We start from the raw sequence: 20,487 nt of genomic DNA, 5'->3' as shown, positions 1-20,487 counted from the left end.
ATGCAAGAAACTAGCGATTAAAAGAAGTCTTTATTCTTGTTTCTTTTAAAAAAATCAAAAAACAAACCTACATTAAATTTTATGAAAGCATTAGTTATTTCTGGCGGTGGAAGTAAAGGCGCATTTGCCGGCGGAGTTGCACAATATTTGATTGAAGAAAAAAGAAATGAATATGATTTGTTTATCGGAACATCTACAGGAAGTCTTCTAATTCCGCATCTCGCACTTGGTCATATTAAAAAAATCCATTCCGTTTATACTAATGTCACCATGGCTAGTATTTTTAATATTTGCCCGTTTGTAGTTAAAGTAAAAGAAGGAATAGATATTGTTACCATCAATCACTTCAATGTATTACGTCAATTCTTTAAAGGAAAAAGAACTTTTGGTGAAAGTAAAGGTTTAAGAAAATATATTCAGAATAATTTCTCGCTGTCCGATTTTAATAAATTGAAAAAATTAGATACTGATGTTGTTATAACTGTAACCAATTTTACCAAAAACGAATCGGAGTATAAATCGGTTAAAGACTGCAGTTACGAAGAGTTTTGCGAATGGTCGTGGATTTCCAGTAATTATGTTCCGTTTATGAGTTTAGTTACTAAAAACAATTCAGAATATGGCGATGGAGGATTTTCAAGTTTAGTTCCTATTCGCGAAGCTATTAATCGCGGCGCAACCGAAATTGATGTTATAATCCTTGAAACCGAAGTTAATACAACAAAGACAGTAATTGGTAAAAATCCGTTTTCCTTGATGATTGATTTGTTTCGAATTGCCTTAGATCAAGTCGAAAAACACGATATCGCAATAGGAAAGCTTATGGCAAACAATAAAGATGTGAAACTTAATTTGTATTACACGCCAACCAAACTGACAGATAATGCCTTGATCTTTAATAAAGAGGTAATGAAAGAATGGTGGGAACAAGGTTATGAATATGCTCAGAATAAATCTGAGGTTATGAGTGATAATAGGTGATTTTAGAATTTACATTATGAAATAACAACATTTAAAATAGTATTGATAATGAGAAAAATAATTACAGTTTTATTTTTTTTAGCTTATGTAATTCCAGTATTTTCACAAGTAAACATAGGTAGTGAAATAACCGCTGAAGGAAATTCTAGAATCAAAGTTAAACCTGATTGTGCAAGATTTAAAGTTACAATTGAGAAGCAAAATTTAATTGAAACAACAGCCATTAAAGAGTTAAACGAAGAAATTGAAAAACTTCAAAAAGGGCTTTTTAATATTGGTTTTACTGAAAAAAATATAAAAATTTCTGAATACAGAATATCCAGCAGTGAGAATAGTGATCATAAAAAGGAATATACTGTTACTAATTCCTTATCAATAAATTTTGCTTTGGATAACAAGATAATCGAAGCATTTTATCAGGAAATACAAAGCGAAAATATCAAAGATTTGGACGCTGAATTTGAAACTTTTCTCTCTGAAGGATTGGAAAAAACTTCGAGATTGAAATTAGTTCAGAGTGCGATTAATGATGCTAAGAATAATGCTGATAATATTGCAAAAGCATTAGACGTAAAAATTGTAAATGTAAAACAGGTATCGAAATATGCTTTGCGAGATATGGTTGCTTATGATAGAGTAAACGAAGTGAAAGCAGGTCGAATTATGGCAGCAGGAGCTTCAAGCCCTAAAACGTCATTTGATAAATTTGAAGTTGAAGAAAAAGAATTAGAGGAAACGATAAATATTATTTATTGGATCACTAAAAACAAAAGATAATATAAAAACTTAGAGTTCATATTCTAGATTAAATCTAAAGTCTGAACTCTAAGTTTTTTTTACCAAAGTTCAGCAACTTCATTTTTAATATATCCTAAAGCTGCGTTGCTTGGAGATTGTTTTTCTAGTAGGTCATTCAGGATTACTTCACGCAGTTTATCGGCATTTTCTACTTTATCGCTCATTGCAGCTTTACGAATCATTTGGATTGTAGCATTTTTGGCTGTAGTTATAATTGTCCAACACTCGTCAGACATATAAATTTGCTGCGTTAAGTTATGTTCAAACTCTTGTTCAATTTGATCGATTACGTAATTTTCATAATCATGCTTATCGTTTGAAATAGGAGAAATTCTAATTAATAATTTTGTTAAATTAATACGTTCCAAAAATAAAGTCATACGTTCGTACGCCTGTAAACGTATAGGTAAAGATTGCTTTTGATATTCTCTATTCAATAAAAAAGCACGCTTTTTGTCGTTGTTTTTAATGTGCAGTTCAAAAAAACTGTACGCAACAAATCCAGTCACAATTGCAGGTAAAGTATAACTGGCTAATTCTATAATTTTTGTAAAATCCATTTGGGTAATTTTTTAGCAAAAATATGCTTTTTGAGTAAAAATCTAGTTTAAATTTATCGCAATAAACAAAATGTAAGCTTTACTTTTGCATTCAGATTCTCAAAATCTACCAAAAATATACTTTTAATGGATTCATACGTAATACTTTTTCTTTGTTTGGCAGCGTTCGCAGCAGGATTTATCGATGCTATTGTGGGCGGCGGCGGATTAATTCAAACTCCAATGGGGTTAATTTTATTACCAAATCTTCCCGTTTCAACAGTTATTGGAAGTTTAAAAATTCCGGCTTTCACTGGAACCGCTTTTGCTGCATTTCAATATCTTAAAAAAGTAGTAATTCAATGGAAATCGCTCTTGATTATGATGTGTTTAGCTGTTCCATCGGCTTTTTTGGGATCTACAATATTAACTATGGTCAGCAATGATTTTATGAAACCGCTTCTACTTGTTGTTTTATCATTGTTGTTTATATACACGTATGCTAAGAAAAACTTTGGTCAGCATGCTGCGAAAGACCATTCAGAAACCACTCAGATAATTTATGCAGTGGTAATTAGTGTAATTGTTGGTTTTTATGATGGTTTTATTGGTCCTGGAACAGGAAGTTTTTTTGTAGTAGCTTTTATTGCACTTTTGGGTTTTGACTTTTTGCACGCTTCTGCAAATGCTAAAATGGTTAATCTGGCGACTAATTTTGGTTCGATTTGTTTATTTATGATTAAAGGAAAAATCATTTGGGCAATTGCAATTCCAATGGCAATTAGTAACGGACTTGGTGGATGGCTTGGTGCAAAATTGGCCATTAATAAAGGAAATGGATTTATTAGGATTTTCTTTCTAGTTGTAGTTGTCGGAACATTGATTCGATTTGCCTACGACGTTTTCTTCAAATAGTTTACTTAAACCATATAAGTGATATAAGAAATTATAAGCTTTATTTTTAATATGTTTTTCGAAATTGCACTTAATATAAGCATTTTCAGTGTTTTACTTACAATAGAATTAAATAAACTCATATCTTATAAGGTTCAAAATATTTAAAGAAAGTCAATTGTTTGATTTTAGCCCTGATAGAGGCGATATCCTCTCCTCCCGATGGCTATCGGGAGGAGAGATAAAGCCGAAAGCAGGAAATCATATTTAATAAAATGCCTATTCTTCAGCTTCAAAAAAACTTAGAACCTTAGCGTCTTAGTATCTTAGGAACTTTCTCTTTAAATTCTTATTTTTGCATCATATGGAGAAAAATTTCATGCAAAAGTACATTGATCAACTCAATGAAGCGCAACGACAACCCGTTCTAAAAAAAGACGGGCCAATGATTATTATTGCTGGTGCAGGTTCGGGGAAAACCCGTGTTTTAACAATTAGAATTGCTTATTTGATGGCTCAAGGTATTGATGCCTTCAATATTTTATCGCTGACTTTTACCAATAAAGCGGCTCGTGAAATGAAACACAGGATTTCGGATATTGTGGGAGCATCTGAAGCAAAAAACCTTTGGATGGGAACTTTTCACTCCATTTTTGCTCGTATTCTGCGTTCAGAATCAGATCATTTAGGGTATCCATCGAATTTTACTATTTACGATTCTCAGGATTCTGCTAGATTAATTTCTTCGATTATTAAAGAAATGCAGCTGGATCGTGATGTTTATAAACCGAAACAGATTTTAGGACGTATTTCAAGTTATAAAAACAGTTTAATTACGGTAAAAGCCTATTTCAACAATCCAGAATTAGTTGAGGCCGATGCAATGGCAAAAAGACCTAGATTAGGAGATATTTATCAGCAATATGTAGAGCGTTGTTTTAAAGCAGGTGCAATGGATTTTGATGATTTATTATTGAAAACCAACGAATTACTAACTCGTTTTCCTGAGGTTTTGGCTAAATATCAAAACCGTTTTCGTTATATTTTGGTTGATGAGTACCAAGATACGAATCACTCTCAGTATTTGATTGTAAGAGCTTTATCAGATAAATTCCAGAATATTTGTGTGGTTGGAGATGATGCTCAAAGTATCTATGCATTTCGTGGAGCAAATATTAATAACATTCTGAATTTCCAGAAGGATTACGAGGGTGTTATAATGTTCCGTTTAGAGCAAAATTACCGATCAACCCGTAATATTGTTGAAGCCGCAAATACGGTAATGGAGCATAACAAAACCAAACTTGATAAAGTAGTTTGGACAGCAAATGATTTTGGACCTAAAATTAAAGTCCACCGAAGTTTGACTGATGCTGAAGAAGGTCGTTTTGTAGCAAGTACGATTTTTGAACAAAAAATGCAGAATCAGCTTCATAATGGCTCTTTTGCGATTTTGTACCGTACCAATGCGCAGTCTCGTGCAATGGAAGATGCGTTAAGAAAACGTGATATTCCGTATAGAATTTATGGAGGATTATCGTTCTATCAACGTAAAGAAATAAAGGATGTTTTGTGTTATTTGCGTTTAGTAATTAATCCAAAAGATGAAGAAGCGTTGATTCGTGTTATCAATTATCCTGCTCGTGGAATTGGAGATACAACTGTAGAAAAACTTACTATTGCTGCCAATCATTACAAACGATCGATTTGGGAAGTAATGGTTAATATTGATAAAATTGACTTAAAGCTGAATGCTGGAACGAAGAATAAACTGAAGGATTTCGTAACAATGATTCAGAGTTTTCAGGTTATTGATCAAAATCAGGATGCTTTTTATATAACGGACCATGTTGCGAAAAAAACGGGTCTGGTTCAAGAATTGAAAAAAGATGCGACTCCTGAAGGAATGGCAAAAATTCAGAATATTGAAGAACTTTTAAACGGTATTAAAGATTTTACTGAAGGACAAAAAGAAATTGATGGTGCAAGAGGTGCTTTGGCTGAATTTATGGAAGATGTAGCTTTGGCAACAGATTTGGATAAAGATACTAATGATGATGATCGTGTAGCATTGATGACGATTCACTTAGCAAAAGGACTTGAGTTTCCTCATGTTTTTGTAGTTGGTATGGAGGAAGATTTGTTTCCGAGTGCGATGAGTATGAGTACTAGAAGTGAATTGGAAGAAGAACGTAGATTATTTTACGTAGCTTTAACACGTGCAGAACACCAAGCTTATTTAACGTATGCACAATCTCGTTATCGCTGGGGGAAATTGACTGATAGTGAGCCTTCACGTTTTATTGAAGAAATCGACGGACAGTTTCTAGAATATTTGACTCCTGCGGAGACTAATTATCGTTATAAATCGCCTATTGACGGAGACATTTTTGGAGATGTTGATAAATCGAAATTGAGATTAGCAAAACCAGTAGGAGGAACGCCTCCAAAACATATAACGGATAATAATCCGAAGCCAGATTTAAATATTCGAAAGTTAAAACCTGTTGCAGGAAATGCGCCGGTAAGTTCAGGTGCTAATTTATTTGATAATAAGTTAACGGTTGGAAATGTTGTAATGCACGAACGTTTTGGAAAAGGTGAAGTGGTTAATCTTGAAGGTGTTGGAGCTGATAAAAAAGCAGAGATCAAATTTGAAGTAGGAGGTATTAAAAAGCTTTTGCTGAGATTTGCTAAATTAGATGTGGTGGGATAAATATATGTTTCAAGTTTCAGGTTTGAAGTTTCAAGTTTTGGAGCACAAACTTGAAACTTGACTCGAGGCAGAATGCCGAACAGGCGAAGCAAACAAAAAAAACTTGAAACAAAAATATTATGGCGGAATTTATAAAAATATACCCAGATAAACCTAGTGAAGCTGCTATTGCAAAGGTTGTAAAAGTGCTTCAAAATGGAGGTTTGGTAATTTATCCAACAGATACTGTTTACGGTTTAGGTTGTGATATTACTAATTCGCGTGCTTTAGAAAAAATCGCAAAAATTAAAGGAGTTAAGCTAGAGAAAGCAAATTTTTCGTTTATTTGTCATGATTTAAGTAATTTATCAGATTATGTACGCCAGATTAATACATCAACTTTTAAAATACTAAAAAGAGCTTTACCAGGACCCTATACTTTTATTTTGCCAGGGAATAATAATTTGCCTAAAGAGTTTAAAAAGAAAACTACTGTGGGTATTCGTGTTCCTGATAATAATATTATTTTAGAAATTGTTCGCCAATTAGGGAATCCAGTTGTTTCAACTTCGATTCGAGATGAAGATGATGTAATTGAATACACAACAGATCCTGAATTAATTTTTGAAAAATGGCAAAATCTTGTAGATTTGGTAATTGATGGAGGTTATGGAGATAATGTAGGATCGACAATTATTGACTTGTCAGAACACGAGCCGGTTATTGTCAGAGAAGGAAAGGGAGATATAGGAATTTTGTAAAAAAAAACTTAAATCGTATAAAAGTTAAAAATAAATACCTAACTTTAATAAAGTTATAATTTAGTTAGTTAATTTAAAAATAATGCTATTCTTGATTTATATTTAATTGGTTATTAAAAAAATTAAGGATACATAAAAGCAGGTCAATTGACCTGCTTTTTCTGTATAATAAAGTATGTTACTTTAAATTATTTTGCTTGTTTTTTCATTTCTTTTTCAATCATGTCGTAGAACTGATCGATTTTTGGCATAACAACAATACGAGTTCTTCTGTTACGAGCTCTGTCATCTGGAGTATCATTAGCTACTAATGGTACATAAGAACTTCTACCAGCTGCGATTAATTTTGCAGGGTTAACACCAAGGTCATTTGTTAATACACGTACAATAGAAGTTGAACGTTTAACACTTAAATCCCAGTTGTCTAACAAGATTCCGTTGCTTTTGTATGGTACATTATCTGTGTGACCTTCAACCATACATTCAAAATCAGGTTTGTCGTTTACTACTTTTGCAACTTTAGCCAAAACACCTTTAGCTTTGTCAGTTACATCATAGCTACCACTTTTGAATAATAATTTGTCTGCGATAGAAATAAATACAACTCCTTTTTCTACGTTGATTTCGATATCTGGATCATTGATTCCAACAGCACCTTTCAAGCTTGTAACTAAAGCTAAAGTTACACTGTCTTTTTTAGTAAGTGCGTCTTGAAGTCTAGAGATTTTTAAATCTTTTTCTTTCAAGCTTTCTAAAGATTTTTCAAGGTTTTCAGCTCCTTTAGTAGTTAAAACAGTTAAGTCTTTAGAAGTACTGATTAAGTCTTGATTGTGTTGTTTATAGCTTTCTGCTGTAGCGGCCAATGCAGCTTTTTCAGTTAAACAAGAATTTAACTTAACAGTACAAGAGTTTAGTAAGTCTTGAGTTTCTTTGTTCTTAGCTTCTAATGCTGCGTATTGCTTTTTCGATACACACGAAGTTAAGGCCATTAATACTGATAGTGCGATAACTATTTTTCTCATAGGTATTATATTTAATTAAACGTTGATTACAAATTTAGTTTTTAATATTTTGATTACTGTTAAAGATTTCTTTAAAAACCAGTAATTTCTTTATGTAATACAAGTAAACGACACTTTTTACGGTATAGTATTTTTGTATTTGAAAATCTTTGCGGTGTCTTAGATACTTTAAAGATATGCAATAAAATGAAAAATGTGCTTTTAGAATGGCAAAAGTATGTTTGAACTTACCTTGTGTAAGAAAACGGATACCAGCAATTCCGTCTAAAACCATTCTAAAGAAAATCACAAAAAATAATCCTTTTTTTGGAAGGTTTTTAACCAGCATTAATAGAGAATTTCTAAAATTTAAGAAAGTTTTCTTCGGATTTCCTTGTTGTAATGTAGCGCCGCCAACGTGATACACTACAGATTTCGAATTGTACTTTATTATATGTCCTTCATTTGCGGCACGCCAGCATAAATCAATTTCTTCTTGATGCGCAAAAAAGGTCTCATCAAAACCACCTAATTCATGGTATACTTTCTTTCTAATAAAAAAGCAAGCTCCCGAAGCCCAAAATAATTCGCAATTATCATCGTATTGACCATTGTCTTTTTCTATTGTATCAAAGATTCTTCCTCTGCAAAAGGGAAAACCATATTTATCAATAAAACCTCCAGCTGCTCCCGCATATTCAAAGTATTCTCTATTTTTGAAATCAAGAATTTTAGGCTGAATAATGGCTGTTTGCTTTTCTTTCTCAAAAGTATCAACAATAGGCTGCAGCCAATTTTCGGTTACTTCAATATCAGAATTTACTAATGCATAAATTTCTGCATCTATATGCTGAAGCGCATCATTGTAACCTTTTGCAAAACCATGGTTGCCGGTATTTTGTACAATTTTTATAGTGGGGAAATTTCTCTTTACGAAATCAATAGAATCATCTGTTGAAGCATTATCTGCTACATATATAGAGGCCTCTTCTGAATACTGTAAAACAGACGGTAAAAATTGCTCTAACAATTTTACTCCGTTCCAGTTTAAAATGACAACAGCTATTTTATCCAAAAGTAATTTTTATTTATTTTAATATTATTTTATTCGCCGTAATTTGGCAGACCTCTTAAAAACTGATATTTTTCATTCTCAAAATCCATTTGACAGTAAAAATGACTCAGTCCGTTTGTTACATTCAAAAACCGTGCCTGCATTGTCATATTGTAACGTGCAATTTGATCAAAAGTTGTTTGTGATATTTTAACCTCTGGAGCTTTGCACTCTACCAATATGTGTATAGTGCCGTCTGAATTAAAAACGACGACATCATATCTTTTTCGCAAACCATTGACTGTTAAAACTTTCTCTACGTTTATAAGCGATTTAGGATATTTTTTTTCGTTCATTAAATAATGAACTACATGCTGACGAACCCATTCTTCTGGAGTAAGAATGATAAATTTTTTCCTGATTTCATCAAAAATAGACACTTTATTTTCGCTATTTTTGAATCGGAAAGTATAAGAAGGGAAATTTAGCTTTAACATAAAGCAAAAATATAAAATAGTTTCAGGTTTCTCCCGAAGTCTCGGGATAAAGTTTCAAGTTATTGAGGCGGGAAATTTGAAGCTTGAAAGGTGAAACAAAAAAAATTGAATGGACGAAGTTATAAAAATTGTTAATGATATAAAGGCAGGGAATATAAAGCCTATTTACTTTTTAATGGGTGAAGAACCTTATTATATAGATAAGCTGTCTGAATATATAGAACAAAATGTACTGGCTGAAGAAGAGAGAGGTTTTAATCAAACTGTTTTATACGGAAGAGATGTTTCTGTAGAAGATATTGTTTCAACGGCCAAGCGCTATCCTATGATGGCTGATCGTCAGGTTGTTATTGTGAAAGAAGCGCAGGATTTATCAAGAACAATAGATAAAATAGAGTCGTACGTTAATAATCCGATGGAAACTACGGTTTTGGTTTTTTGCTATAAATACAAAACTCTTGATAAGCGAAAAAAAGTGACTAAACTTTTAGCTCAAAACGGAATTGTTTTCGAGAGTAAAAAATTATACGAAAATCAAGTTGGAGATTGGATAAAGCGTATCCTTGCAGGAAAAAAATACACAATTGATCCAAAAGCAAATGCAATGCTGGTTGAGTTTTTAGGAACTGATTTGAGTAAAATCAATAATGAGTTAGAGAAATTACAAATCATTTTACCGCAAGGAACAATGATTACGCCTCAGCATATTGAGGAAAATATTGGTTTTAGTAAAGATTATAATGTTTTTGAACTTCGTAAAGCCATTGGAGAACGCAATCAGTTAAAAGCCTATAAAATTGCTGAAAATTTTGCGCATAACCCAAAAGAATATCCATTAGTTATGACTACGGGATTAGTGTTTGGTTTTTTTATTCAGCTTTTAAAATACCACGGACTTAAAGATAAGAATCCTAAAAATGTTGCTGCTGCAATTGGTGTAAATCCTTATTTTTTAAAGGAATATGATTTAGCTGTAAAAAATTATCCAATGCGAAAAGTAAGTCAAATCGTTGGTGCATTACGTGATATTGATGTGAAAAGTAAAGGAGTTGGAGCGAATGCTTTACCACAGTCGGATTTGTTAAAAGAAATGCTGTATAAAATATTTAATTAAGCCGTTAAAATTCACGATATTTGCCTTTCTAAAAAATTTACTACTTAAAATAATAATTACACAATTATGGGAATGAATAAAAATACCGTTTTAGGATGGGCTACTTTTATAATGGTACTTATGGGATTGTTGCTTATAGGTCTTGGTGCTTTTAGATACAGAGATGTTTCTGGCTGGGGATTTGCGGCGGCAGGTGTTGGTTTTTTTGCCAACGCTTGGGTTTTTAATGCATTGAAAGGCAGAGTTTAGTTTAAGTTTGCCAAATTGAATTATGGCATAAAATCATATAGAAAATAAATAATTAAAAATAAATAGAATGTCAGACGATAAGAAAGTAATTTTCTCAATGCAGAAATTGAGTAAAACCTATCAAGGAGCAGACAAACCGGTACTTAAAAACATTTATTTGAGTTTCTTTTACGGAGCTAAAATTGGTATTTTAGGACTTAACGGTTCTGGAAAATCTTCTCTTTTAAAAATTATTGCAGGAGTTGATAAAAATTATCAAGGAGATGTAGTTTTTCAACCAGGTTATACAGTAGGTTATTTAGAGCAAGAGCCAATTCTTGATGATTCTAAAACTGTTATCGAAATTGTGCGTGAAGGAGCAGCTGAAACGATGGCTGTTTTAGAAGAATACAACCAAATTAATGATTTATTTGGTCTTGAAGAGAATTACTCAGATCCAGATAAAATGGATAAATTGATGGATCGTCAGGCAGCTTTACAAGACAAAATTGATGCTCTTGGTGCTTGGGAAATCGATACTAAATTAGAAATCGCAATGGATGCTTTGCGTACACCGGAAGGTGATACTCCAATTAAAAATCTTTCTGGAGGTGAGCGTCGTCGTGTAGCTTTATGTCGTTTGTTATTGCAGCAACCAGATGTATTATTATTAGATGAGCCTACCAACCACCTTGATGCCGAGTCTGTACTTTGGTTAGAGCAGCATTTAGCACAATATTCAGGAACTGTTATTGCAGTAACGCACGACCGTTATTTCCTTGATAATGTTGCTGGATGGATTCTGGAATTGGATAGAGGAGAAGGTATTCCATGGAAAGGGAATTATTCTTCTTGGTTAGATCAAAAATCAAACCGTATGGCTCAAGAAGAAAAAGTAGCTTCAAAACGAAGAAAAACTTTAGAACGTGAGTTAGAATGGGTTCGTCAAGGTGCAAAAGGACGTCAAACCAAACAAAAAGCACGTTTGCAGAATTACGATAAATTATTAAATGAAGACCAAAAACAATTGGATGAAAACTTGGAAATCTACATTCCAAATGGTCCTCGTTTAGGTACAAATGTTATCGAAGCGAAGAATGTTGCCAAAGCTTTTGGAGACAAATTATTATACGATAATTTGAACTTTACTTTGCCGCAAGCTGGTATTGTTGGAATTATTGGACCAAACGGTGCTGGTAAATCTACCATTTTTAAAATGATTATGGGTGAGGAAAAAACAGATAGTGGAGAATTTTCAGTTGGTGATACTGTAAAAATCGCTTATGTAGATCAATCTCACTCAAACATTGATCCTAATAAATCTATTTGGGAAAATTTTGCTGATGGTCAGGAGTTGATTATGATGGGAGGAAAGCAGGTTAATTCAAGAGCTTATCTATCTCGTTTCAATTTTGGCGGCGGTGAGCAAAATAAAAAAGTATCTATGTTATCAGGTGGTGAGCGTAACCGTTTACACTTAGCAATGACTTTGAAAGAAGAAGGAAACGTACTTTTACTGGATGAGCCAACGAATGACTTGGATGTGAATACACTTCGTGCTCTTGAAGAAGGTTTAGAGAATTTTGCTGGTTGTGCAGTAATTATTTCTCACGACAGATGGTTCTTAGATAGAATTTGTACACACATCTTAGCTTTTGAAGGAGATTCTGAAGTTTATTTCTTCGAAGGAAGTTTCTCTGATTATGAAGAAAATAAAAAGAAACGTCTTGGTGGTGATTTAACTCCAAAGCGTTTGAAATACAGAAAATTAATTAGATAATAATTGATTTCTAAAAATGTAAAAAGCCTCAAGTTCAATTGAATTTGAGGCTTTTTTTAATATCTTATTTTTAAGAGTAAACTATCTGTCTAAATGACCAATCTGTGACGGCAGTTCAAATATTTCAAGATCAAAATAAATTACCGATGCCATTATGTGATCGAAAATATCAGACATAATGTATTCGTAATTTGCCCAGCGTTTATCACTAGAAAAAGCATAAATTTCTAATGGTACGCCATGAGCACTAGATTGCAATTGTCGACACATAATATGCATGTCCTTATTTAATCCTGGGTGTGTTACAAGATACTGCATGATGTATTTTCTAAACAATCCTAAGTTGGTCATATTGCGGCCATTAAGAGCAAGAGACTTATCAATTCCTCGAAGATCGTTATATTTTTCAATTTCGGCTTGTCTTGTTTCGATATAAGAACTTATCAGCTGCACTTTTTTCATATGATTAAGATCATCATTATTCAAAAAGCGAATACTGCTGCTTTTTATCAAAACGTGTCGTTTTATACGTCTTCCATCAGATTTTTGCATTCCGCGCCAGTTCTGAAAAGAATCGGAACTCAAGGCATACGTTGGAATCGTTGTTATCGTATTATCAAAATTTCGAACTTTTACAGTTGTCAAGTTAATTTCGATAACATCACCATCTGCGCCAAATTTGTCCATTGTGATCCAGTCACCAATACGAACCATGTCATTAATGGCAACTTGAACACTTGAAACAAATCCTAAAATTGTATCTCTAAAAATTAAAATAATAATTGCCGAAAGTGTCCCTAGAATAGTCAGCAATTCGCCTTTCTTGATTCCGAATAAAGTCGAAATAATCATGGCAACACCAAAAATCCAAAGCACGATCATAATAACCTGAACAAAACTGTCAATTGGTTTGTCGCTGTATTCTGGTTTCTGCTTTAAATAATCACGAAGCGCATTAAAAATAGTTCTGATGATCCATAAACTAATCAAAACAATATAAATTCCGACTATTTTTCCAAACATCAATTCCCAATACTCATACTTATCTAGAATGATTGGAACAGCTTTATAAATAAAGAAAAACGGAATTAAATAGGCAGTATATTTAGTTGTTTTGTTATGAATTAAATAATCATCAAATTTTGTTTTTGTACGCTGTGCAAAAACAGCAGTTAAGGTAACCAGAACAAATTTTGCGGCATAATAAATGGCATAAGCCAAAGCTATCATAACGACAATATTAAAAACCAGGCTGATGTACGACGCAACATTGCGGTTCATTCCCCAATCTCTAAAAAGCGGATATAAAAAATTAAATATTTTATCCAAAAATTTATGCATTACTTTCTAAATACTTTTTCTCAATATAGAATGTTCCAAAAGGAATTAATGATGCAACAAGAATAATTAAAAACGTTTTAAAATCCCAGTTTTGAGATTTTCTCAATAATACCGCTAATATAATGTAACCAATAAATAAAACGCCATGTGTCATTCCTAATGGACGTAATAAAGTATGATATAGTTCTGGGTTGTTAGTTTTAATAAAAAGCATATTAGCAAATAATACTAAATAAGAGATTCCCTCTAAAATCGCAGTAACTTTAAAAATCTTGAGCATATATCTATTTTTTTGAAATTATAGCAGCAAAATTAAGGATTCTTGTTGGTTTTTGAGTTATGTATCAATAAAGTAATTTACTTTTACAATCTTAAACTTTGATAATGAGCAAGCGTGATTTAAAAAAATATTTGACCGAATTGAGTAAAGAACAACTCGAGGAGCAGCTTATGGAGTTGTATGAGAAATTCAGTCCCGTAAAAGTTTATTATGATTTTGTTTTTAATCCAAAAGAAGACAAACTTTTACAAGAATCTAAGGTTAAAATTTCGCAAGAATATTTTCCTGTAAAAAAAGCAGGTGCAAAACGGTATCCAAAAGCAAAAATGCGTCGCTCTGTAGCTCAGAAGATTATCAAACATTTTATCATGCTTGGAGTTGATTCGTTCATTACAGCAGATATAATGTTGTATAATATAGAAATTGCTCAAACTTATTCTTCTCAAAATTTTGTAAAACAGGAATTATTTTACAAAAGCATGTTAAATTCATTTGAACAAGCTGTTAACTTTATAGTTTCAAATGGAATTTTAGCTGAGTTTAAAACAAGAATTGAGGGAATAAATGAAATGGTTTTAGAACAAAAATGGAGAAATAAGTACGATTTTGAAGCTATTTTAGACAAATTAAGCCTCTAAAATGCATTCCCATAAAAAATCTTATTTATAAAAAAACATTTATTTTAGGTTAAAATAAGATGAATAACTGTTTTTTCGGTGTATTTTTGCAAAAATCCAAAAACAAACAATGTCTCAAAACACTTTAGAAATAGAAAGAGAAGAGAAAAAAGAACTTTATGCATACCAAAAAGGCGATATCGATGCCATTTTTGAACGTTTAGATAATGCTCCTTCAAAACATCATTTATTATATCAATTGCCTACAGGTGGTGGAAAAACTGTGATTTTTTCTGAAATCGTTCGTCGCTATTTATCTAATAATGATAAAAAAGTAGTGGTATTAACACACCGTATTGAACTTTGTAAACAAACCTCAAAAATGCTTAAGGGGTTTGGCGTAAGCAATAAAATCATTAACAGTAAAGTAAAAGAACTTCCTGACCAAAATGATTTTTCATGTTTTGTCGCAATGGTTGAAACTTTAAAAAACCGTATCAATGATGAAAAACTGCATCTTGATAATATTGGTTTGGTTATTATTGATGAAGCACATTACAATTCATTTAGAAAATTATTAAACTCATTTAAAAATGCTTTTATTCTTGGAGTAACTGCAACACCTTTGAGTTCGAATATAAAATTACCAATGCATCAAAGTTATGATGAACTTATTGTAGGTGATACAATTGGTTCATTGATTGATCAAGGATTTTTGGCTAGAGCAACTACATATAGTTATGATGTTGGTTTAACTTCGCTTAAAGTTGGTATAAATGGTGATTATACAGTAAAATCATCTGATGATTTATATACTAATACTTTAATGCAGGAGAAATTACTGCATGCCTATACTGAACGCTCTTTAGGTAAAAAAACGTTGATTTTTAATAACGGTATTCATACTTCTTTATATGTTTATGAAACTTTTAGAGAAGCAGGTTATGATATTAGACATTTAGACAACACGAGCAGTTCTGAGGAACGTAAAGATATTTTGCAGTGGTTCAAGAAAACTCCGGATGCGATTTTAACTTCAGTTGGAATTTTGACAACTGGATTTGATGAACCTACAGTTGAAACTATTATTTTAAACAGAGCGACAAAATCATTAACTTTATACTATCAGATGATTGGTCGTGGTTCTCGTAAATTGCCTGGAAAAGATGAGTTTACGGTTATTGATTTAGGTAACAATGCAGCTCGTTTTGGATTATGGAGTGAACCAGTAAACTGGCAGCACATTTTTAAATCTCCAGAATTTTATCTTGAAAATCTAAGAGATGATACTGAGATCGAAATGTTCTTTAAATACACTATGCCTCCTGAGTTAAGAGCAAAATTCAGCAAAACAGCTGAAGTTACTTTTGATGTAGATGAGGAGCATAAATTGGCAATAAAACAAAATTTACGTTCTAAAATTGTATTAGACAAATCGTTGGATCAACACGCTGCAATGTGTGTAGATAATACAGAAACGCTTCAGGAAGCAAAATCATTATCTAAAGAATTAGATGACGATATTGAGTGCCGTATTAAGCGTTATGCAAAATGTTTAAGTCAATGCAGTAAAAACTACCGCGAGTGGCTTCTAGATGATTACAAGCAAAGATTAACCTTATTAGTAGGTAAAAAATATCGTGAAAAAATCATGAACGAACCAGATTGATAATTTGAAGTTCCATTTGTTTCAGGTTTCATGTTTCAAGTTATTGAAATCTAAACAAAATAATGATCTTAAAAGGAGAAATCACATTTCAGAGTAATTCATTCTATTGTGATTTCTCCTTTTCGAATTAATAAAACTTATTTTTAAGTTTTGAAAGTAACTTAAAACTTGAAACAAATAAAAACAAAACAAACAAAGATAAAAGATGTCTAAACAATTCTCAACATTAGGTCTATCAGCACCAATTTTAAAAGCTTTAGGCGAATTAAACATTGTTGAACCTACAGAAATCCAACAAAAAACAATTCCGCTTTTATTGACTGAAACCCATGATGTTGTAGGTTTAGCCAAAACAGGAACAGGAAAAACAGCTGCTTTCGGATTGCCTTTATTACAATTAATTGATACTGAACTGCCAGTTGTTCAAGCTGTTATTCTGGTGCCAACAAGAGAGCTTGGTCATCAGATTTTTAGAAATTTAGAAGATTTCTCAAAACATATTCCAAATATTTCCATTGCTGCAACTTGCGGCGGAATTCCAATAAAACCTCAAATCGAGCGTCTTACTTCGCCAACACATATTGTTGTGGCAACACCAGGACGTTTAATTGATTTGATTCAAAGAAAAGCAGTTGATTTAAAACAAACGCAATATTTGGTTTTAGATGAAGCTGATGAAATGGTTTCAATTCTAAAAGAAAGCCTGGATGAAATCATTACTGAACTTCCTAAAAAACACCGTACTTTATTATTCTCAGCTACTTTGCCGGGAACAATTAAGCAATTGATTCAGAATTACTTAAATAAAAATGTAGTTCAGGTAAGTGCTAGTATGGAAGTGATTGGAAACCAAGGTATTGATCATGAATATATTGTAGTAGATCCAATTGAAAAATTAGATGTTTTAATGCATTTTCTTAATTCAAAAGATGGTGAACGTGGTATTATCTTCTGTAAAACTAAAGCTGCTGTAAATAAACTAGCTAAAAATCTGGCTATAAATCGTTTTTCTTCGGGAGCAATTCACGGAAGTTTAACTCAGGGAATTCGTGATAGAATTATGGAGCAGTTTCGTGAAGGACATATCAATATATTGGTAGCGACTGATTTAGCTGCGAGAGGAATTGACGTAAAAGAAATTTCTTATGTTGTAAATTACCATTTGCCAGATGCTTATGAAACTTATGTTCATAGAAGCGGAAGAACAGCAAGAGCAGGAGCAAAGGGACTTTCTTTAACGGTTTTGCAGGAAGAAGAAGTTGCAGAAATTGCAGATTTCGAAAGAGAATTGGGGCTGAAGTTTTCTGAGTTTAAAAAACCTTCAGCATTAAGTATTGAAGAAAATAATACGCTTTTGTGGGCGAAACAAATCTTCAAAACGAAACCAAATCATGATATTTCAAATGATTTAAAAACAAAAGTTAAAACAGTTTTTCATCATCTTACAAAAGAAGAATTGATAGAAAAATTATTAGCCAATTATGTCCTTCAGAACAAAATCGATGTAGTTGAAAAACCTGTTAAAAAATTCAAAAAGTAACAAGCATGACATTTATCATTGCATATTAAAGTTGTATATTTATAAGGTATTATTCTATAATCCTACTTAATAACAACATATAATATGAAGATAGTCATCATAGGAGGTGGTTTTGCAGGAATCAATCTAGCAAAGGAACTTGTAAACCACCCTCAAATACAGGTTACTCTTGTAGATAAAAACAATTATAACTTTTTTCCACCGCTTATATATCAAGTTGCTACAGCTTTTTTAGAACCTTCAAGCATTAGCTATCCTTTTAGAAAATTTTTTGCAGGAAAGAAAAACCTGCAGTTCCGTTTAGGCGAATTACTTTCAGTAGTTCCTGCTGAGAATAAAATTATCCTTAATAACGGCGAATTGACCTACGATCATTTGGTTTTTGCAACTGGAGCTGAAACTAGTTACTTTGGAATGGAAAATGTAATGAAAAACGCTATTCCGATGAAAACCTTAAATGATGCCATCGAAATGCGTAATACACTGCTTAAAAACCTTGAAAAAGCAGCAATCACAAAAGATATCCGTAAACGTCGTAAATTATTAACTATTGTTGTTGCAGGTGGCGGACCAACAGGAGTAGAGGTTTCAGGGATGTTTGCTGAAATGCGAAAAAACATTCTGCTAAAAGAATATCCTGAACTAGAAACATCTGCCAGCAATGTTTATTTAGTCGATGGGGGAGACGCTCTCCTTTCGCCAATGAGTAAAGCTTCGCAAAAAGATACTTTAGAAGCACTTACAAATTTAGGAGTTGTTGTAAAATTACACACAAGAGTAACGGATTATGTTGATGATACAGTCTTTTTTGAAAATGGAGAAAAAATTCAAACCAAAAACTTAATTTGGGCTGCTGGAGTTTCTGCTAAACTTTTTGACGGAATTCCACAAGAAAGCTACGGACGCGGCAGACGTATGGCGACAAATGAGCACAATAAAGTAAACGGTTTTGAAAATATTTATGCAATTGGTGATACCGCAATTTTAGCTGGAGATAAAAATTTTCCTGACGGACATCCGCAAGTTGCACAAGTTGCCATACAACAAGGGTTAAATCTAGCCAAAAACTTTAAAGCAATAGCACAGAATAAGCCTTTAAAAGCATTTGCTTATATAGACAAAGGATCAATGGCAATTATTGGAAAAAATAAAGCTGTAGTAGATTTACCAAGTCCTAAATGGCATTTTAAAGGATTCTTTGCCTGGGTAATTTGGTTATTTATTCACTTAATTTCCTTAATAACATACAGAAACAGATTAAATACTTTCTGGAATTGGATGGTTGCTTATTTCGCAAGAGATCAATCACTTAGAATGATCATTAGACCTGATAAGAGATCTTAGAACGGAAAATCTCAATATTAAAAATTCCAAAACTGGAACAAGCATAAAAAAACAGAATCTAAAAAGATTCTGTTTTTTTTTTTTTTATAAGTATACGAAATTTTTGGAACTTAAAAATCTAGTGCCCAATAACAACATCGTCATTTTCTAATAGTTCTACTTTATGTTTAATAAAACGTTTTCCAATATTTAGAACAATAAAAGCTGTTATTGTTGTTGTTGTCATAATAGCAACCATTGGCGCAATAGAATCTTTTACAAAAATACCAATCGCAAATGATGCAAAAGCACCAATTCCTAATTGAATTGCACCCATTAATGCGGAAGCACTTCCAGTATTTTTTGCAAACGGAGCTAAAGTTAATCCAGCAGTATTTGGATTTGAAATTCCTAAACAAGCCAAGAATAAAAACAACATTCCAATAGTTTCATATAATCCCAAAAGATTATTTAAAGATAAAATTAGAAAAACAATACTTACCACAGATTGCGAAATCAAAGCGCCATATATCATTTGCTCACTAGAAAATCGCTTCAGTAAAATAGAATTTAATTGACTGGAACCAATAAAACTTACAGACATAAAGGCAAAAATCCAACCATAAGTTTTGGCATCAACATGATAAATATCCATAAAAATGATAGGAGAGGCCGCTACATACGAAAATAATCCAGAAAAAGCGATTGCTCCAGTAAAAGCATAAGTGTAAAACTGAGGTTCTTTTAATACTTTTAGAAAATTGGTAATAATGGGTTTTGGTTTTAAAGATATTGACGGATCTGGTTTATAGGTGTTTGGCAGACCAATTTGTGAAGCTGCCAGAATAAAAATTCCCATAAACATTAAAATTAAAAACACAGTATGCCAGCCAAAATCCTCAGTAACATATCCGCCAACTGTTGGCGCCAGCATTGGCGAAAGCCCAACGACAAGCATTAATAACGAAAAAACCTTAGGAATATCTTTAACAGGAAATAAATCTCTAACCATTGCAACTGATGCAACTGTTGCGGCACAACTTCCAATGGCTTGAACAAAACGTAAAAATATAAACGAATCAATATTAGTAACATATATACAGCCTAATGAAGCTAAGATATAGACTAATAAACCAATAAATAATGGTTTTTTTCGTCCAAATCTGTCCAATAAAGGACCATAAAGTAACTGTCCAGCTGAAATCCCTACAAAATAACTAGACAAACTCATAGAAACTTTTGCAACAGTTGTGTTCAAATCTTTTGCAATATCTGAGAAACCAGGTAAATACATATCGATTGAAAAAGGACCAAGCGCAGTCAAAGAACCTAAAATAAGTATGAGTTTAATATATTTTTTTGTAGTCATTTTTTG

19 protein-coding genes are annotated in these 20,487 nt (G+C 32.4%); 12 read left to right on the top strand and 7 right to left on the bottom strand.

Going from position 1 to position 20,487, the window contains the following annotated elements; translation table 11 throughout:
- Positions 1-81: 81 nt before the first annotated feature.
- Complete coding sequence (locus tag B0A81_RS09740; RefSeq protein ID WP_089057842.1) at positions 82-981, top strand: patatin-like phospholipase family protein; 900 nt, start codon at positions 82-84, stop codon at positions 979-981.
- 48 nt (positions 982-1,029) lie between these two features.
- Entirely contained in the window at positions 1,030-1,758 is a 729-nt protein-coding gene (locus tag B0A81_RS09735; protein WP_089057841.1) for an SIMPL domain-containing protein, read from the top strand.
- A gap of 59 nt (positions 1,759-1,817) precedes the next feature.
- Here the strand turns inward: B0A81_RS09735 and B0A81_RS09730 are convergent, their stop codons facing one another.
- Positions 1,818-2,339: a DUF7935 family protein gene (locus B0A81_RS09730; protein ID WP_089057840.1), complete on the bottom strand. Its 522-nt coding sequence runs from the start codon at positions 2,337-2,339 to the stop codon at positions 1,818-1,820.
- 126 nt (positions 2,340-2,465) lie between these two features.
- On the opposite strand from B0A81_RS09730, the gene B0A81_RS09725 reads away from it, so the two are divergent.
- The 3 genes from B0A81_RS09725 (at position 2,466) to B0A81_RS09715 (ending at position 6,668) form a co-directional block, all read left to right on the top strand.
- Positions 2,466-3,233 (top strand): sulfite exporter TauE/SafE family protein, encoded by a 768-nt coding sequence (locus tag B0A81_RS09725; protein ID WP_089057839.1) that lies wholly within the window; start codon positions 2,466-2,468, stop codon positions 3,231-3,233.
- Positions 3,234-3,591: 358 nt separating this feature from the next.
- Positions 3,592-5,928, top strand: coding sequence for an ATP-dependent helicase (locus tag B0A81_RS09720; protein ID WP_089057926.1), 2,337 nt, complete (start codon positions 3,592-3,594; stop codon positions 5,926-5,928).
- Positions 5,929-6,047: 119 nt separating this feature from the next.
- On the top strand, positions 6,048-6,668 hold the full coding sequence (locus B0A81_RS09715) for an L-threonylcarbamoyladenylate synthase (RefSeq protein WP_089057838.1): 621 nt from the start codon (positions 6,048-6,050) through the stop codon (positions 6,666-6,668).
- 188 nt (positions 6,669-6,856) lie between these two features.
- On the opposite strand, the gene B0A81_RS09710 is transcribed toward B0A81_RS09715, so the two are convergent.
- From B0A81_RS09710 to B0A81_RS09700, 3 genes are read right to left on the bottom strand one after another with little or no spacing between them, the layout of a single operon-like run.
- A complete protein-coding gene (locus tag B0A81_RS09710; protein WP_089057837.1) occupies positions 6,857-7,690 on the bottom strand; it encodes an OmpA/MotB family protein in 834 nt (277 codons plus the stop codon).
- Positions 7,691-7,724: 34 nt separating this feature from the next.
- A complete protein-coding gene (locus B0A81_RS09705; RefSeq protein ID WP_089057836.1) occupies positions 7,725-8,744 on the bottom strand; it encodes a glycosyltransferase family 2 protein in 1,020 nt (339 codons plus the stop codon).
- A 29-nt stretch (positions 8,745-8,773) separates the two neighbouring features.
- The gene (locus B0A81_RS09700) at positions 8,774-9,220 is read right to left on the bottom strand and encodes a type I restriction enzyme HsdR N-terminal domain-containing protein (protein ID WP_089055670.1); all 447 of its coding nucleotides are present in this window, start codon (positions 9,218-9,220) and stop codon (positions 8,774-8,776) included.
- Positions 9,221-9,329: 109 nt separating this feature from the next.
- On the opposite strand from B0A81_RS09700, the gene holA reads away from it, so the two are divergent.
- The 3 genes from holA (at position 9,330) to ettA (ending at position 12,342) form a co-directional block, all read left to right on the top strand.
- On the top strand, positions 9,330-10,334 hold the full coding sequence (gene holA / locus B0A81_RS09695) for a DNA polymerase III subunit delta (RefSeq protein WP_089057835.1): 1,005 nt from the start codon (positions 9,330-9,332) through the stop codon (positions 10,332-10,334).
- 66 nt (positions 10,335-10,400) lie between these two features.
- A complete protein-coding gene (locus tag B0A81_RS09690; RefSeq protein ID WP_071637907.1) occupies positions 10,401-10,583 on the top strand; it encodes a CAL67264 family membrane protein in 183 nt (60 codons plus the stop codon).
- Positions 10,584-10,650: 67 nt separating this feature from the next.
- The gene (gene ettA / locus B0A81_RS09685; RefSeq protein WP_089057834.1) at positions 10,651-12,342 is read left to right on the top strand and encodes an energy-dependent translational throttle protein EttA; all 1,692 of its coding nucleotides are present in this window, start codon (positions 10,651-10,653) and stop codon (positions 12,340-12,342) included.
- Positions 12,343-12,423: 81 nt separating this feature from the next.
- Here the strand turns inward: ettA and B0A81_RS09680 are convergent, their stop codons facing one another.
- Both B0A81_RS09680 and B0A81_RS09675 read right to left on the bottom strand, forming a co-directional pair.
- Positions 12,424-13,683 (bottom strand): mechanosensitive ion channel family protein, encoded by a 1,260-nt coding sequence (locus tag B0A81_RS09680; RefSeq protein WP_089057833.1) that lies wholly within the window; start codon positions 13,681-13,683, stop codon positions 12,424-12,426.
- The gene (locus B0A81_RS09675) at positions 13,676-13,963 is read right to left on the bottom strand and encodes a DUF3817 domain-containing protein (RefSeq protein ID WP_089055674.1); all 288 of its coding nucleotides are present in this window, start codon (positions 13,961-13,963) and stop codon (positions 13,676-13,678) included. The genes B0A81_RS09680 and B0A81_RS09675 overlap by 8 nt, the downstream gene beginning before the upstream one ends.
- A 104-nt stretch (positions 13,964-14,067) precedes the next feature.
- On the opposite strand from B0A81_RS09675, the gene B0A81_RS09670 reads away from it, so the two are divergent.
- The 4 genes from B0A81_RS09670 (at position 14,068) to B0A81_RS09655 (ending at position 19,133) form a co-directional block, all read left to right on the top strand.
- Positions 14,068-14,601 (top strand): DUF6155 family protein, encoded by a 534-nt coding sequence (locus B0A81_RS09670; protein WP_089057832.1) that lies wholly within the window; start codon positions 14,068-14,070, stop codon positions 14,599-14,601.
- Positions 14,602-14,710: 109 nt separating this feature from the next.
- Positions 14,711-16,249, top strand: a complete 1,539-nt coding sequence (locus tag B0A81_RS09665; protein WP_089055676.1) for a DEAD/DEAH box helicase — start codon at positions 14,711-14,713, stop codon at positions 16,247-16,249.
- A gap of 205 nt (positions 16,250-16,454) precedes the next feature.
- Positions 16,455-17,789, top strand: coding sequence for a DEAD/DEAH box helicase (locus B0A81_RS09660; protein ID WP_089057831.1), 1,335 nt, complete (start codon positions 16,455-16,457; stop codon positions 17,787-17,789).
- Between the two features lie 84 nt (positions 17,790-17,873).
- A complete protein-coding gene (locus B0A81_RS09655) occupies positions 17,874-19,133 on the top strand; it encodes an NAD(P)/FAD-dependent oxidoreductase (protein WP_089057830.1) in 1,260 nt (419 codons plus the stop codon).
- Positions 19,134-19,251: 118 nt separating this feature from the next.
- Here B0A81_RS09655 and B0A81_RS09650 read toward each other — a convergent pair whose 3' ends face one another.
- Positions 19,252-20,481, bottom strand: coding sequence for a multidrug effflux MFS transporter (locus B0A81_RS09650; protein ID WP_089057925.1), 1,230 nt, complete (start codon positions 20,479-20,481; stop codon positions 19,252-19,254).
- Positions 20,482-20,487 lie beyond the last annotated feature (6 nt).

Source organism: Flavobacterium plurextorum (assembly GCF_002217395.1).
Classification (GTDB): Bacteria; Bacteroidota; Bacteroidia; order Flavobacteriales; family Flavobacteriaceae; genus Flavobacterium; species Flavobacterium plurextorum.
The sequence above is the reverse complement of the archived record's forward strand: the minus strand, read 5'-3'. Positions and strand labels throughout refer to the sequence as shown.

What these genes read in the sequence shown, in the direction of transcription:
- B0A81_RS09660 (WP_089057831.1), top strand. Translation starts at nt 16,455, where the DNA reads ATGTCTAAACAATTCTCAACATTAGGTCTATCAGCACCAATTTTAAAA.
- B0A81_RS09700 (WP_089055670.1), bottom strand. Translation starts at nt 9,220, where the DNA reads ATGTTAAAGCTAAATTTCCCTTCTTATACTTTCCGATTCAAAAATAGC.
- B0A81_RS09735 (WP_089057841.1), top strand. Translation starts at nt 1,030, where the DNA reads ATGAGAAAAATAATTACAGTTTTATTTTTTTTAGCTTATGTAATTCCA.
- B0A81_RS09730 (WP_089057840.1), bottom strand. Translation starts at nt 2,339, where the DNA reads ATGGATTTTACAAAAATTATAGAATTAGCCAGTTATACTTTACCTGCA.
- holA (WP_089057835.1), top strand. Translation starts at nt 9,330, where the DNA reads ATGGACGAAGTTATAAAAATTGTTAATGATATAAAGGCAGGGAATATA.
- B0A81_RS09680 (WP_089057833.1), bottom strand. Translation starts at nt 13,683, where the DNA reads ATGCATAAATTTTTGGATAAAATATTTAATTTTTTATATCCGCTTTTT.
- B0A81_RS09690 (WP_071637907.1), top strand. Translation starts at nt 10,401, where the DNA reads ATGGGAATGAATAAAAATACCGTTTTAGGATGGGCTACTTTTATAATG.
- B0A81_RS09720 (WP_089057926.1), top strand. Translation starts at nt 3,592, where the DNA reads ATGCAAAAGTACATTGATCAACTCAATGAAGCGCAACGACAACCCGTT.
- B0A81_RS09655 (WP_089057830.1), top strand. Translation starts at nt 17,874, where the DNA reads ATGAAGATAGTCATCATAGGAGGTGGTTTTGCAGGAATCAATCTAGCA.
- B0A81_RS09675 (WP_089055674.1), bottom strand. Translation starts at nt 13,963, where the DNA reads ATGCTCAAGATTTTTAAAGTTACTGCGATTTTAGAGGGAATCTCTTAT.
- B0A81_RS09715 (WP_089057838.1), top strand. Translation starts at nt 6,048, where the DNA reads ATGGCGGAATTTATAAAAATATACCCAGATAAACCTAGTGAAGCTGCT.
- B0A81_RS09725 (WP_089057839.1), top strand. Translation starts at nt 2,466, where the DNA reads ATGGATTCATACGTAATACTTTTTCTTTGTTTGGCAGCGTTCGCAGCA.
- B0A81_RS09670 (WP_089057832.1), top strand. Translation starts at nt 14,068, where the DNA reads ATGAGCAAGCGTGATTTAAAAAAATATTTGACCGAATTGAGTAAAGAA.
- B0A81_RS09665 (WP_089055676.1), top strand. Translation starts at nt 14,711, where the DNA reads ATGTCTCAAAACACTTTAGAAATAGAAAGAGAAGAGAAAAAAGAACTT.
- ettA (WP_089057834.1), top strand. Translation starts at nt 10,651, where the DNA reads ATGTCAGACGATAAGAAAGTAATTTTCTCAATGCAGAAATTGAGTAAA.
- B0A81_RS09650 (WP_089057925.1), bottom strand. Translation starts at nt 20,481, where the DNA reads ATGACTACAAAAAAATATATTAAACTCATACTTATTTTAGGTTCTTTG.
- B0A81_RS09710 (WP_089057837.1), bottom strand. Translation starts at nt 7,690, where the DNA reads ATGAGAAAAATAGTTATCGCACTATCAGTATTAATGGCCTTAACTTCG.
- B0A81_RS09740 (WP_089057842.1), top strand. Translation starts at nt 82, where the DNA reads ATGAAAGCATTAGTTATTTCTGGCGGTGGAAGTAAAGGCGCATTTGCC.